Genomic DNA, 14,000 nt, shown 5'->3' on the forward strand with positions numbered 1-14,000 from the left:
AATGAAAATATATAGTTAAAATCTTCTCAAAATTTACATCAAGGTTTAAAACTATATTCTTCAATATAACCTTTCACATTTTTGTAGTTACTTTCCAATTTTTCAAAATCGAATTCTTTATCCTGTGTAAGATAATATGGCTCTGCTATTTTAACCTCCTTCTTTTTATAATCAAAAGCTACAGCAACAACAGGCACCCCGGCTTTTAGTGCAATGTAATAAAAGCCTGTTTTCCATTTATCAACTTTTTTGCGGGTTCCTTCCGGTGCTATTGCCAGCCTGAAAGTTTCCTTAGTATCAAATATAGCAGCTATGGCATCAACCTTATTTTCATTTTTAGACCTGTTAAGCGGGGTTCCACCCATCCACTTAAAATAAAAGCCAAACGGGAATACAAAAAGTTCCTTTTTAGCCACAAAATGCATTTCCAGCCCAATAACTCCCCTTGCCATTACACCAATAAGGAAATCAACCCAACTGGTATGGGGAACAACTATTATTACACATTTTTTTATTTGTGGATTTAGTGAACCGTTTAAGCGCCACCCCATTAATTTAAAAAAGATAAAACTGTATATTTTTTTCATGTTGCGTAGTAAAGCAAGGCATAAAAATACTATATATTTACAATATTAAACCATGGCAGTAATGCTTCAGAAATTTTTAAGCTTTTTTATACCGGTAACCATCTACAGGAAAAAATCATCTATAAATTCAAGCCTTGAAGTTACCTGGAATAATGGGCAGCTTGTACTCGATTCTAAAAACACCAATTACTCATACGGCAGCCTGCAGCGCATATTAAGGAAAGGATTGCGCTATATTGGTTTTTCAAGGATAAAAGGTTTTAAAAAAATACTTGTGCTTGGCGTGGCCGGCGGAAGCGTAATTAAAACCCTTACCGAAGAAGTTGGCTTTACAGGTAAAATTACCGGAGTGGAAATAGATCCGCTAGCTATAGATATTGCCAACAAATACTTTGAACTTGACAAAATCAGTAACCTTGAAATAATAATTGACGATGCTTTTGAATTTGTTTTAAAAACAAAGGAAAAGTATGACCTGATTATAATTGATATATTTCAGGATACGGCAATGCCTAATTTTTTATTTGAAAATTTCTTTATTAACAGGATTAACTTTTTACTTAATGTAAATGGGTTTATTTTATTTAATACCATGACATTATCAAAAAGAGACAAAGAGCGAAACTTAGAGTATCGCTCCCGCTTTAATGAAAATTATTCAGTAAGGATGTACCCTAAAGTAGAAGACCACAATGAGCTTTTCACTATTAAAAAACTGGCCTGATTTATTTTAGCATTTTCCTTGCCTTGTCTAAATCTTCGGGTGTATCAATACCGATGCCTGCATGGCTGGTTTGCACCATTTTTATTTTTTTCCCGTACTCCAGGTAACGCAGCTGTTCTAATTTTTCGGTAGCTTCAAGTCCCTGCATGGGCAGTTTGTAGAAATCCATTAGCGCATGTTTACGGAAAGCATAAATACCTATATGCTTAAAGTATTTAAACCCTGCCCCCGCCTCTCGCGGATAAGGTATAACCGAGCGTGAAAAATATAACGCAAAATTCTTTTGGTCAACCACCACTTTTACATTATTAGGGTTATTGATATCCTCCTGGTCAGTTATAGGAAACATTAAAGATGCAAGGTCTATTTCCCTTGCCGAATCACCTTTAAAAACTTCAAGCAGGTCAGCAATAGGTTCTTTATTTATAAAAGGCTCATCACCCTGAACGTTTACCACAATATCAACATCAAGGTTTTCCACAGCTTCCGCAATACGGTCGCTGCCGCTTTCGTGCTGTTTTATGCTCATTATGGCTTTACCTCCATTAGCGGTAATTTCGTTATATATAATATCTGAATCGGTTACTACAAAAACATCATCAAAAAGCCCCGTTTTTAATGCCGCTGCGTAGGTGCGGGCAATAACTGTTTTACCGCCTAAATCCTGCATAAGCTTGGCAGGAAAGCGTGTGCTGGCATAGCGTGCCGGTATTACTGCTATTATCTTCATATATTACAATTCAAAAAATTCATCCTTAAAACCTATAAGGTATAACTTGTCCTTAGCACGTGTAACTGCTGTGTACAGCCAGCGGATATAGTCCCTGTCAATACCTTCAGGCAGCCACGGCTGTTCAATAAAAACCGTGTTCCACTGCCCTCCCTGCGATTTATGGCAGGTAATGGCATAGGAAAATTTAACCTGCAACGCATTAAAATGCGGGTTATTCTTTATTTTCAGAAACTTTCTGTAATTGCTGGTTTCCCCTTCAAAATCCTTCTGCACCTCCTGATAGAGCCTGTTGGAATCCTCATAGCTTAAGGATGGCGACTCGCTGTCTATAGTGTCCAGCAGCAACACAGTTTCAAAAGGCGGCTGGCTGCTATAATCAACCATACGCACTTTAACTTTGGCAAATTTAAAACCGTACAGCTCCTCTACCCTAAAAATTTCCAGTATTTCAATAATATCACCATTGGCAATAAATCCCGCTTCCGATTTTTCATTAAGCCAAAAATAATTGTTTTTCACTACCATTAAGTAATCACCTGCAGCAAGTTCGCTCTCCCTTGAAAGTATCTTGGTGCGTATCTGCCTGTTGTACTGGTTGGCCCGCTTATTGGAGCGTACAATAAAAGCGGTATCTTCTATACTGTAATTGCTGTAGGCCTGATTTATGGCATCCTGAATGTCATAACCGTCCACAAGCCTTACAACATCTTTAAATCCCTTTATTTTAAACTGGAAGGTATCTATAAAAGCCGATTTTAATATTTCCCTTAGTTGCGTAGCATTATATAAAATACCTGAATCCGTTTCCTGGCGCATCACCTCGTCAAGTTCTATCTGCTCTACCTGTTTCATGTAGTTTAGTGACAGCATGTCAACATTTAGCGCAGGACTCAGGTCAGAGTTTACAGGTGGCAACTGCGCCGTATCGCCTATAAGTATCATTTTGCAGTTGTTGCCGGAATATACATACTGCATAAGGTCGTCCAGCAGCGAGCCGTTTTCATATAATTTCGATTCTGCAGCCGTATCAGAAATCATGGAGGCTTCGTCCACAATAAAAACCGTATTGGTAAATTTATTGGGCTGCAAAGTAAAGCTCATAGCACCACTGCTTGCTTTTTTAGGAAAATAAATACGCTTGTGTATTGTATAGGCAGGCTTTTGCGAATAGCCCGAAATAACTTTGGCTGCCCTGCCTGTAGGTGCCAGCAGTACATATTTTTTATCTGCTTCGCGCAAATGGTTTACAATAGTAGATATTACTGTTGTTTTACCCGTACCTGCATAGCCTTTCAGTACAAAAACCTCGTCTTTAGTCCCACTTGTAACAAACCCGGCAATTTTTTGCAGGAATATGTCCTGCTTGGCAGTAGGTTCAAAAGGAAATTTGTTGCGGAGTAATTTGTAAAAAGAGGCAGGAGTCATTAAAATGTTTTGGTATTTTGTATTAAAATTCAAAGATAGCATGATTTTAGGCAGTAACCCGCCCCAAACCAAAAAAGAGTGTAAATTTGTAATTGTAACCTCATATTAATGAACGGAAACATTACATCTAAAAATTATAAAAAACTTGTATTTAAAGCAGGCATCAGTGGTGCCTCTTTTTGTGTGATTGATACACTTAACAATAACATGTCAGATATAATGCAAGTGCCTTTTACAAAAGGCACTGCTATAGAAGATGAACTGTGGAAAGTTTTTACGGCACACCCGGAGCTTAAAATGCAGTATGATGAAATAACGGTACTGCATGATAATAGCTTTAACACCTTTGTTCCACAGGCGTTATTTGAAGAGGAATATATGGGAAGTTACCTGCAATACAACACTAAGGTTTTTGATACGGATGTTTTTGCTTTTGACAGCCTTGACAGTTATGCCATAAACAATGTATACGTACCGTTTATGAACATCAATAATTATTTAATAGACCGTTTTGGGGCATTTGAATACAGGCATACAGCCAGTATATTAACGGCCAGGCTGCTGGATATATCTAAAAACATTGATGAAAAACAGGTGTTTGTACACCTGCAGGATAAGCATTTTGAAATTGTGGTGGTACGCAACCAGAAACTCCTGCTGTACAATTCTTTTGAATACACTACTCCCGAAGATTTCCTTTACTACCTGTTGTTTACAATGGAGCAGCTTTCGCTGAACCCCGAAATAACCAGAGTATTGCTTTTGGGAAAAGCTGATGAGGACAATAACTGCTTTACACTTGCTTATAATTATATAAGGAATATTGAGTTGTACCAACCCGTAACCTTAACGGATAAGTACCATATACCAGTACAGCAGGCTTCGGAACATTTTATACTATTGAACGCATGAGGATAATTTCAGGAAAATATAAAGGGCGCAGGCTTAATCCGCCAAAAAACCTGCCTGTGCGCCCTACTACCGATATGAGTAAGGAGTCGCTTTTTAATATCCTTAATAACCATTTTGACTTTGAAGGGCTTAAAGTGCTCGACCTTTTTGCAGGTACAGGCAACCTTAGTTATGAATTCGGTTCGCGTGGTGCTGACAGTATTACGGCTGTAGATGGCGACTTTGGGTGCATTAAATTCATAAAGCAAACCGCCACGGAGTTTGATTTTAATATATCGGCCATAAAAAGCGATGTATATAAATTTCTTAAAGCACACAAAGCTTCGTATGATATTATTGTAGCCGACCCACCTTATAATTCTACCCAAAAAGAATTTGAAGAAGTGGTGTCGCTGGTATTTGAAAATAACCTGCTGCAGGAAAACGGTATGATGATAATTGAGCACTCAAAGCACACACCTTTAAACCACATGCCCCATTTTTCATTTGATAAAAAATATGGTGGGAGTATTTTTTCGTTTTTTGAGATAATCCAGAATGATAATCCAAAGGAGTAATTACTTATAATCTAATTTTACCCATGGAAATATTTACTATTATTCTGATGTTATTAATTGCTGTAGGAGCCGGATTGTTTCATGTAAGAAAGCACCTTAAGAATACAAAAAAAGCTATATTACAAACCTCAAGTGAGATGACAGGTAAAGCTAACTATCAAGATCTCAGAAGTCAGGCATTATCTGTAACACCGCAGGATTTGGGAATTGAAACAAGTCAGGACATTTTAGTATATGGGCTAATTATGGATTGGGAAATGCAGGGATATATAACCACCGTTACAGCATTTAAAACAGGTGATTGCAAGTTTATATTTAAGTTCAGGAGGTGGAATTATCGGAGGCGGCATGCATAAAAATATAAACGCCATTAGCGTTGTTACTACAGGAAAATAAAATACGTTTTCATTTACTTACAACTAAAGGTTTGTACTCAGCACAGGAGTTCATGCATAAAATTGAAGATGAAACTTCAAAATGGTATCCTCTTTTTATTGAAGTTAATAACTTAATATACGAACTGCGCACCGTGTCTGAAAAATAAAGCAGGCCTGTAAGCCGGATTCTGTCCCTTAAAACAAGGGCCTTATCATTTATCTGGGCGCAACATTGCTGTTACGCTCTATCTGCCTACCCCCCGGCATTGGGCGGGCAGCCCTTAATTGCCGGTATACATGGCATTTCACCGCATAGAGTTTACCTGATTTCACTACAGCATTACCTGTACATCCTTTCTGCTGCACTTGTCCTACCCTTTTCAGGGCGACGGGCGTTACCCGCTATGCTGCCCTATGGTGTCCGGACTTTCCTCCCTGCCTAAGCAGAGCGATAAGGCGGCCTGCGATGCAAAGATAACTTATTCCCCGATTTTTTTACTATTGCCTTATTTCCTTTTGGCTACTTACTAACCCCATTTCTTATTTAACTTTTTATTGGCAGCCCTGAATAAGGATAATCTGTACTTTTAGGTATAAGACAAACTAACTTATAAATATACTAACTATGGACAGACAGATGTATCATTATGCCACCGTATCAAAGGCATTAGACGAATTAGCCAATAAAGGCTTTACAACAGATTTTAACCTGGAGGAAGACCGCATTGTAAACCATTGCGAAGACTTTACCATTGAGCATATTTACCGTTATGAGGGGGAAAGCGACCCGGGTGATGAAGCAACTGTTTATGGTATTGTGGCCAAAGATGGCGAAAAAGGTGTGTTTGTGGCAAGCCACGGTGCTTACACCGAAAAAAGCGCAGCAAAAATGCTGCATGATATGAGTATTAAAGGAAGGGAAAATTAAGCCCTTAAAACTATATGCGCAGGCTGCAAAAAAAACTTGAAAAAATAGGCAGTGATCCAAAAATCACAGCCAAAGCCGTTGGTTTACGCTATGCCTTACAGTCCGAAAAAGGCTATTACAGGCAGCGCAAAGCCAACGGCTTTACTTATAAAGACCATGAGGGCACTACAGTTACAGATAAGGAAGTACTGGAAAGGATAAAAAAACTGGTAATACCACCCGCATGGCAAAATGTATGGATTTCACCCTACCCGCACGGGCACCTGCAGGTTACAGGGATTGATGCCAAAGGGCGCAAGCAATACCGATACCACCCGGAATGGAACAGGATAAGGAACCAGTCTAAATTTTACAGGCTTCGCCGTTTTGCACTGGCCTTGCCCGATATACGGGAGCAATTAGATAAAGACCTTGCAAAAAAAGGACTGCCTTATGAAAAAGTAGTTGCCCTGGTGGTAAAACTGATAGAGCTTACCAACATACGTATAGGAAATGATGCCTATAAAAAATTATACGGCTCTTTTGGGCTTACCACACTTCGCGATAAGCATGTAAAATTTAAAGGCAATGCCGTATGGTTCGAATTTACAGGAAAAAAAGGGGTTAAACATAAAATAAAGCTGGAAAGCCGCAGGATGGCAAACCTTGTAAAAAAGTGCAAGGATATTCCCGGTTATGAACTTTTTCAATATTATGATAATGACGGCAGGCACCACTCTATAGGTTCGGGCGACGTAAACCAGTATATAAAAGAAATTACAGGCGAAGATTTTACAGCCAAGGATTTCCGTGCATGGGCAGGAAGCCTTAATGCATTATGCGCATTTCATGAAATTGGCGAGCACAGCAGCATGAGCGACTGCAAAAAGAAAATTGTGAATGTGCTGGACTCCGTAGCCGAGAAACTGGGCAATACGCGCGCAGTCTGCAAAAAGTATTATGTGCACCCAACAGTAATAGCTTCCTATGAAAAGGGTTCCATATGGAATTACAAATATACGGATGATGCGCCTGATTCCTTTAATAACAGGGAGAAAGCGCTTTTTGAACTGCTATGCAGCGAAGATATAGCAGAAGTGATAGCTTAAGATTATATTTTAACTATTGCTCTGTACAATCATACCTTAAAAATCTGAAATCATTTACTATCTTTGTTCCGAGCCTATGGAACAATTTATAGTATCTGCACGAAAATACCGCCCGCAAACCTTTAAGGATGTTGTCGGTCAGCAGGCTATTACCAATACACTGCTTAATGCTATTGAAAATAACCATTTAGCACAGGCTTTGTTGTTTACAGGCCCACGTGGTGTGGGTAAAACCACCTGCGCACGTATTTTGGCACGCAAAATAAACCAGGAAGGTTATGATGACCCGAATGAAGATTTTGCCTTTAACGTTTTTGAGCTTGACGCTGCCAGCAATAACTCGGTTGATGATATACGAAACCTTATAGACCAGGTAAGGATACCCCCGCAAACGGGAAAATACAAGGTTTATATTATAGATGAGGTTCATATGCTTTCTCAGGCAGCTTTTAACGCCTTCCTGAAAACACTTGAAGAACCGCCAAGGCATGCTATTTTTATACTTGCCACTACAGAAAAGCACAAAATAATACCTACGATATTATCCCGCTGCCAGATATTCGACTTTAAACGTATTACTGTAAAAGATGCAAAGGAACACCTTGCAGAAGTTGCAAAAAGCCAGGGAATAACCTTTGAGGATGATGCACTGCATATTATAGCCCAAAAAGCAGATGGTGCCATGCGCGATGCGCTTTCCATATTTGACAGGGTGGTTAGCTATAGTGGCAATAACCTTACACGGCAGGCTGTTACCGAAAACCTTAATGTACTTGACTATGAATATTACATAAAGGTAACCGACCTGATACTGGCCAATAATATACCGCAGTTGCTCCTTACTTTTAATGAAATACTTGCCAAAGGTTTTGATGCGCATCATTTTGTAGCAGGCCTTGCCTCACATTTCCGTGATTTGCTTGTGTGCCAAAACCCGGCCACGCTTATATTGCTTGAAGCAGGTGAATCCGCACAGGCTTTGTACAGGGAACAATCACAAAAAGCAAACCCTGAATTTTTATTGCAGGCTATTGACATTACCAATGATTGCGACCTTAAGTATAAAACAAGCCAAAACCAAAGGCTTTTAGTTGAACTTTGCCTTATGCAGCTTGCCTCCATTACTTTTAATGGAGAAAAAAAAAAGCTGAACAATTTATAATTCCGCCGTATTATTTTAAAAATAATACTGTACAGCCACATGTTACAGAGCAGAATGCTGCACAAAATACCATAACAGTAAATACAGGTATTAAGCCACTGCCTACTGCCCAGCTTGAAGTTGATGCCCCTGAGATTATAAAACCTCCTGTTGTAAAACAGGAAGACGACGGGCAGCCAAAGGTTTCAGCCTTTTCTTTATCGAGTATAAAGATGAAACGGGAAATGGCGCAAAGCCACAAAGAGGCACAAAAAAGCCATGATGAACTACCTCGTGAGGCGTTTACAGAAACCGATATGCTGTTACTATGGAACAAGTTTGCACAACGGCTTAGCGACACCGGGCAAAAAATCATGGCAACCTATATGCAGATTAACGACCCCGTTTTGGATGCTGATGGTGTTACTATAAAACTGGAATTACCAAATGAGGGCTCTAAAGTAGATTTTGACAACAATAAAATTGAATTACTGGGCTATTTGCGTGGCAAGCTCCACAATCACGATATTGTAATTGAAACCCATGTTAATGAAGCTGTTGCTGCAAGACATGCCTTTACCCCACAGGAAAAGTATGAAAAGCTAAAAGCTATAAACCCTGCTATTGAATTGCTGCGCAAAGCTTTTGACCTTGATATATAGCCTAAGTCTCCTGCTCCATTTCCTGGCGTTTTAACTTTACCTGTGCCAACAAGCCGGATATAACTTTTTTATTAACTACATTAATTTGTAGCTGCATTAATAAATTATGAAGTTCGCTTTGTATTATCCTGTCATTTTTTCCATAATCCCAAATGGGAAATATTGATGCTTTGAATATTTCTTCAAAATCAGGATTTTTTACCGCTATCCTTTTCTTATGCTCTTCGTCTGATATACTGCTTTGTGGAAAAAAACAGGCCCTGTACGACAGCAGGCGAAACAAAGACCGAAGTGAAAGGCAGGCTGTACCCGGATCGTTTACACCGGGGCTTAATGCCTTAAGTGCTATTTCTGTAAGTTGTTTAAATCCATAAAGAAAATTACCGTCTATAGATTCGTCATTATTGAGATATATATTATCCTGGAGTTTTTTAACAGCTTCTTCAGGCAATGGCCTGCTGGTTTTAATAAACGGGTTTCCTTCAAGTATAAAGGTTCCCGGTTGGTATAACAAGCTTATTACACAGTCATACTCATTACAAACATTAAGCAGCCCCCGTACATTCATCCCCTCGTAAACACCTGATACAGGTGCAGGGACATTATAATCCATCTTTTTGAAACCGGCAGCCAAAGGTTCTTTTTCAAGTTTACAGCTAACCTGCATAACCTGCATTGTGTTTTTAAAAATCCTTTTTATAATAACCTCATATTTAACTGACTGTGTTATATAATGAAGAAAATAAATGAAAAGGAACAAGTCAAAAATAGCAAGTACAATAAGCACGTAAGTACTTATAGCAGGTATATGTATCCCGGAATCAATATCTCTAATAGTACTTAATAAAAACAGTGCATATACAATTGTGCCGATATAAATACCCAATATTACCTGCTGAAACCTATTGCCGATAAGCTTGTTCAACACCCTGTTACTCATGTTTGATGCAGCCTGGTTTAGCACTATCATCACCATAGAGAAGCTAAAAACAGTAAGCGATATAATACCTCCTGTAATTACCACAATTATATTCCTGGCCGTTTCAGGGTCTTTAAGGCTTAGCCACGTTAACTGTGATTTGATATTTTTCCCTGTTTCAGAAAAATCAAAAATAACGCTTACTACCGAAAGTACTAGAAATAGCAATACCAAAAGCGCAGGATAAAAAGCAATACTGTTTATTATGCTGTAATACCTTGTTTTTAGTATAAACTTTATTTTATTTAAAAGCATATTCATTAATACTCAGGGAATTTAGGCCAAGCTAAATTTTTTCATAATACATGGCTTTAATAATACCGTCAGACAAACCTATTTTTGGCACATATATATTCCTTGCACCACTCCATTTCATTGCATTAAGATAAATGCGCGTTGCATAAATTATAACATCGGCGCGGTCAGGGTTAAGGCCAAGTTCGGCAATACGCTGCTCATAAGTGAGGCCGTTTAAAAACTGGTATTGCGAGTTTATGTAAAAGTACGAAAGCGGCTTATCCTGCTTTTTACCCGATAGCTTAAACAGTTTATTAATATTTCCTCCCGAACCTATAAGGGTTACATTATCATAGGGTTCGGTAACGCTTTTAATCCATTTTTCTATTTCCTGCCAAACTATATCATTAACCATATTATTAAGCAGCCTTACAGTACCATTTTTAAATGATTTTGAAGCAACAATTTTTCCTCCTGTAAATAAGGAAAATTCAGTGCTTCCGCCTCCAACATCAACAAACAGGTAGGTTTGGTCAGGCTTAATAAATTCGTGAAGGTCGGTTTCAGCAATGATGGCTGCTTCCTTTTTGCCGTCTATAATATCAATATGTACATCAGCCTCCCTGGCAATCAGTTCGGCAACTTCTTTACCGTTATATGCCTCCCGCATGGCAGATGTAGCGCATGCCATATATTTTTCCACACGGTGCACTTTCATTAAAAGCCTGTAGGCTTTCATGGCATCAATCATGCGGCTTATATTTTCTTCGGTAATTTCGCCTACTGTAAAGGCATCCTGCCCTAAGCGTATGGGCACACGCACTAACGAACTTTTACTGAATTGCGGCTCTTTTCCCGGCTGTTCCACTATGTTAGCCACAAGCAGCCTCATGGCATTAGAGCCAATATCTATTGCAGCATACTTTTTTATATTAATCATTCCACAAATGCCTTGCTGTTACAACCAAGGGCTTTGTTATAATTGTTCGTATATAACTTCCAGCTTATTCCTGTAATAGTTATAGGTTTCAAGCTGTGCACGGAAAACTTTTTCGTTCGGCTTTTTTCTGTATTTATTTTCAAGGCTTTCCGAATGCAGCCTTGCCTTTACATTTCCTTTCCAGCCTATTTCAAAAGTGTCTATTAATTCCTGTTTAATATCTTCATCATAAACCGGGCAGGTTACCTCTACCCGTGCATCAAGATTTCTTGTCATAAAATCGGCCGATGATATATAAATATCCGGTTTGCCTGCATTTCCAAATATATAAATGCGGGAATGTTCCAGGTAATTGTCCACAATGCTAATTGCCTCAATGTTTTCACTCATGCCCTGCACACCGGGAATAAGGCAGCACATGCCCCTTATAATCAGTTGTATTTTTACACCTTCACGGCTTGCTTCATACAGCTTATCAATCATTTTATAATCGGTAAGGCTGTTCATTTTTAACTTAATGTAAGCCTCCTTGCCTGCAATAGCATTAAGTATTTCCCTATCAATCAGCTTACTGAACTTTATTCGGGTATAGTGTGGCGAAACAAAGAGGTGTTTATACCTGTGCACACGGTAATTTACATCAAAAAAGTCAAATACCTTATTTACCTCCTTCATAATTTGCTGATGGCTGGTAAATAAAGTTACATCGGTATATACTTTGGCTGTAGATTCATTAAAATTACCTGTAGAAATAAAGCCGTAACGCTTTACCCTTTGCTCCTCCGCCCTTTCCACAACACATATTTTGCTGTGCACCTTAAGCCCTTTAACCCCAAAAATAAGGTTGATACCTTCCTGCTGCATCAATTCGGCATACGATATATTGCTGGCTTCATCAAAACGCGCCTGCAGCTCAATCTGAACCGTTACTTTTTTGCCGTTTTTGGCAGCGTTAATTAACGAGCTTACAATCTGGGAATTTTTAGCCAGCCTGTATAGCGTTATCTTAATAGATATTACTTTAGGATCAAGTGCTGCTTCCCTTAAAAATTTAATGATATAGGAAAAAGACTGGTAAGGTGCGTATAACAGATAATCCTTTTTCTTTATTTTTTGCAGTATACTGCCTTCCAGGCTCAACCCGTTTACCGGAAGCGGAGTGTTTTGCGCATAAAGCAAATCCTGTCTTCCAAGGTTAGGAAAATCCATATAATCGCGCCGGTTATGGTAGCGCCCGCCCGGTATTATACTATCGGTAGCATCGATACCCATACGTGTAAGGAAAAAGTCCAGCGTATCCTTTTCAATAGACTGGTCATAAACAAAACGTACAGGCTCGCCCACACGCCTTTCCTTAACCCCTGTAGAAATTTTCTCCATAAGGCTTTTGCTCTGGTCGCTGTCTATTTCCAGTTCGGCATCGCGGGTAATTTTTATCATGTGTGCCGATATGCTCTCGTACCTGAATATATTAAATATATTGTGCAGGTTAAACCGTATAACATCATCAAGCATAATAATATACTTCTTCCCGTTTATGGATGGGAGTATTACAAACCTGTTTACGGTTCGGGGCATTTCAATTAACGCATAACGCACTTCCTTAGGCATATCCGGCTGGTGTGCTTTGCCTGGTTTGGTAACAAGCTTAATGGCAAGGTAGCCTGATGTATCCCTTAACAGCGGAAACTCATCAAGGTCATTCAATATAATAGTAACCAGTTCCGGGCTTACTTTCTGGATAAAGAAATCTTTTATAAAAATTTCCTGCTCTTTATTAAGCTGCTTTTCATTAACTATAAAAATATTCTCTTTTTCAAGTTCCTTCTCAATAATACTTAAAATACGCAAGCTTTCCGACTGCTGTTCTATCACTATATCGGTAATTTCCTTAAGCAGTTTTTGGGCTGATATACCACCAAGTTCCTTTTCACCTGTGTGCCCCTCAAGGCTAAGGCGGCGTATGGCAGCATAACGCACCCTGAAAAATTCATCAAAATTATTGGAGAATATACCTAAAAACCTTAATCGGTCTAAAAGCGGAACATTTTCATCGGCAGCTTCCTGTAGTACTCTTGCGTTAAAGGCAAGCCAGCTTTTTTCCCTGTCAATATACCTGTTTACCGGTGAGTGGTGGATCATATTTTTTTAAATCGCTTGGAAATAATACTTTTTCTGTTTGTCCCTTTTGGATGTTACTCCAGTTATCTTCATTAAATAACAAGGATACAAAACCTGCCGTAGGCACATTTCCTATAGCACGGTTTCCAAAGGTATTAACAAAATTAGTAATAGCGTCATTATGTCCAAAAAGAATTAAGTTATCAAATTGGTTATCACAATTTTTTACAACCTTTTCAAGTTTCCTCTCATCAAAGGTATATAACTCATCTTTTAATATAATTGTATCTATAGGTATAGAAAGGTTTTCAGCAAATATAAAAGCTGTGTTTTTTGCCCTTTTTGCGGTGCTGCTCCATACTATATAAGATTTTGGAAGATACTCTTCTATATTACAAGCCATTAAGTGTGCATCGTTGATCCCCCTGTTTGACAAAGGCCTTTCCTTATCGGTAAGGGGTGTATCCCAACTTGACTTTGCATGGCGGATTAAAATGAGAGTCTTCATACGCATAAATATTTAAACATTCATAATCAGAAACTTAAATATCTAAAAAAAACAGAAGCCACGTTAATTAACGTATGTTAA

At 38.7% G+C, this 14,000-nt stretch carries 15 protein-coding genes and 1 other RNA gene; 8 read left to right on the plus strand and 8 right to left on the minus strand.

Going from position 1 to position 14,000, the window contains the following annotated elements:
• Positions 1 to 38: 38 nt before the first annotated feature.
• A complete protein-coding gene (locus GSF09_RS02655) occupies positions 39 to 587 on the minus strand; it encodes a 1-acyl-sn-glycerol-3-phosphate acyltransferase (protein WP_159799389.1) in 549 nt (182 codons plus the stop codon).
• Between the two features lie 61 nt (positions 588 to 648).
• Here GSF09_RS02655 and GSF09_RS02660 point away from each other — a divergent pair, with 61 nt between their 5' ends.
• Positions 649 to 1,311: a spermidine synthase gene (locus GSF09_RS02660; RefSeq protein ID WP_159799390.1), complete on the plus strand. Its 663-nt coding sequence runs from the start codon at positions 649 to 651 to the stop codon at positions 1,309 to 1,311.
• Position 1,312: 1 nt separating this feature from the next.
• Here GSF09_RS02660 and kdsB read toward each other — a convergent pair whose 3' ends face one another.
• Entirely contained in the window at positions 1,313 to 2,041 is a 729-nt protein-coding gene (kdsB, locus tag GSF09_RS02665; protein ID WP_159799391.1) for a 3-deoxy-manno-octulosonate cytidylyltransferase, read from the minus strand.
• Between the two features lie 3 nt (positions 2,042 to 2,044).
• Complete coding sequence (locus GSF09_RS02670) at positions 2,045 to 3,469, minus strand: ATP-dependent RecD-like DNA helicase (protein ID WP_159799481.1); 1,425 nt, start codon at positions 3,467 to 3,469, stop codon at positions 2,045 to 2,047.
• Between the two features lie 108 nt (positions 3,470 to 3,577).
• Between GSF09_RS02670 and GSF09_RS02675 the strand changes: the two genes are divergently transcribed.
• Genes GSF09_RS02675 through GSF09_RS02685 form a run of 3 tightly spaced genes read left to right on the plus strand, consistent with a single transcriptional unit; the run spans position 3,578 to position 5,294 of the window.
• Positions 3,578 to 4,381, plus strand: coding sequence for a DUF3822 family protein (locus GSF09_RS02675; RefSeq protein ID WP_159799392.1), 804 nt, complete (start codon positions 3,578 to 3,580; stop codon positions 4,379 to 4,381).
• The gene (rsmD, locus tag GSF09_RS02680) at positions 4,378 to 4,938 is read left to right on the plus strand and encodes a 16S rRNA (guanine(966)-N(2))-methyltransferase RsmD (protein WP_159799393.1); all 561 of its coding nucleotides are present in this window, start codon (positions 4,378 to 4,380) and stop codon (positions 4,936 to 4,938) included. The genes GSF09_RS02675 and rsmD overlap by 4 nt, the downstream gene beginning before the upstream one ends.
• 47 nt (positions 4,939 to 4,985) lie before the next feature.
• Positions 4,986 to 5,294 carry a hypothetical protein gene (locus GSF09_RS02685; protein WP_159799394.1) on the plus strand — a complete coding sequence of 103 codons (309 nt, stop codon included), beginning with the start codon at positions 4,986 to 4,988 and terminating at the stop codon, positions 5,292 to 5,294.
• 182 nt (positions 5,295 to 5,476) lie between these two features.
• Here GSF09_RS02685 and rnpB read toward each other — a convergent pair.
• An RNA gene (gene rnpB, locus GSF09_RS02690) (RNase P RNA component class A) lies at positions 5,477 to 5,783 on the minus strand.
• Between the two features lie 157 nt (positions 5,784 to 5,940).
• On the opposite strand from rnpB, the gene GSF09_RS02695 reads away from it, so the two are divergent.
• From GSF09_RS02695 to GSF09_RS02710, 4 genes are all read left to right on the plus strand, one after another.
• Positions 5,941 to 6,243 carry a hypothetical protein gene (locus GSF09_RS02695; RefSeq protein ID WP_159799395.1) on the plus strand — a complete coding sequence of 101 codons (303 nt, stop codon included), beginning with the start codon at positions 5,941 to 5,943 and terminating at the stop codon, positions 6,241 to 6,243.
• A gap of 14 nt (positions 6,244 to 6,257) precedes the next feature.
• Positions 6,258 to 7,331, plus strand: a complete 1,074-nt coding sequence (locus GSF09_RS02700) for a DNA topoisomerase IB (RefSeq protein ID WP_159799396.1) — start codon at positions 6,258 to 6,260, stop codon at positions 7,329 to 7,331.
• A 76-nt stretch (positions 7,332 to 7,407) separates the two neighbouring features.
• A complete protein-coding gene (dnaX, locus tag GSF09_RS02705) occupies positions 7,408 to 8,493 on the plus strand; it encodes a DNA polymerase III subunit gamma/tau (protein WP_159799397.1) in 1,086 nt (361 codons plus the stop codon).
• Positions 8,494 to 8,705: 212 nt separating this feature from the next.
• Positions 8,706 to 9,134: a hypothetical protein gene (locus tag GSF09_RS02710; protein ID WP_159799398.1), complete on the plus strand. Its 429-nt coding sequence runs from the start codon at positions 8,706 to 8,708 to the stop codon at positions 9,132 to 9,134.
• A 1-nt stretch (position 9,135) separates the two neighbouring features.
• Here GSF09_RS02710 and GSF09_RS02715 read toward each other — a convergent pair whose 3' ends face one another.
• Genes GSF09_RS02715 through GSF09_RS02730 form a run of 4 tightly spaced genes read right to left on the minus strand, consistent with a single transcriptional unit; the run spans position 9,136 to position 13,919 of the window.
• Positions 9,136 to 10,374: a DUF2254 domain-containing protein gene (locus GSF09_RS02715; RefSeq protein ID WP_201309320.1), complete on the minus strand. Its 1,239-nt coding sequence runs from the start codon at positions 10,372 to 10,374 to the stop codon at positions 9,136 to 9,138.
• 25 nt (positions 10,375 to 10,399) lie between these two features.
• A complete protein-coding gene (locus GSF09_RS02720; protein ID WP_159799399.1) occupies positions 10,400 to 11,290 on the minus strand; it encodes a Ppx/GppA phosphatase family protein in 891 nt (296 codons plus the stop codon).
• A 36-nt stretch (positions 11,291 to 11,326) separates the two neighbouring features.
• Positions 11,327 to 13,432, minus strand: coding sequence for a polyphosphate kinase 1 (ppk1, locus tag GSF09_RS02725; protein WP_159799400.1), 2,106 nt, complete (start codon positions 13,430 to 13,432; stop codon positions 11,327 to 11,329).
• The gene (locus tag GSF09_RS02730; protein WP_159799401.1) at positions 13,398 to 13,919 is read right to left on the minus strand and encodes a histidine phosphatase family protein; all 522 of its coding nucleotides are present in this window, start codon (positions 13,917 to 13,919) and stop codon (positions 13,398 to 13,400) included. The genes ppk1 and GSF09_RS02730 overlap by 35 nt, the downstream gene beginning before the upstream one ends.
• Between the last annotated feature and the right edge of the window lie 81 nt (positions 13,920 to 14,000).

Source organism: Flavobacterium sp. MK4S-17, assembly GCF_009848495.1.
GTDB lineage: Bacteria > Bacteroidota > Bacteroidia > Flavobacteriales > Flavobacteriaceae > Flavobacterium.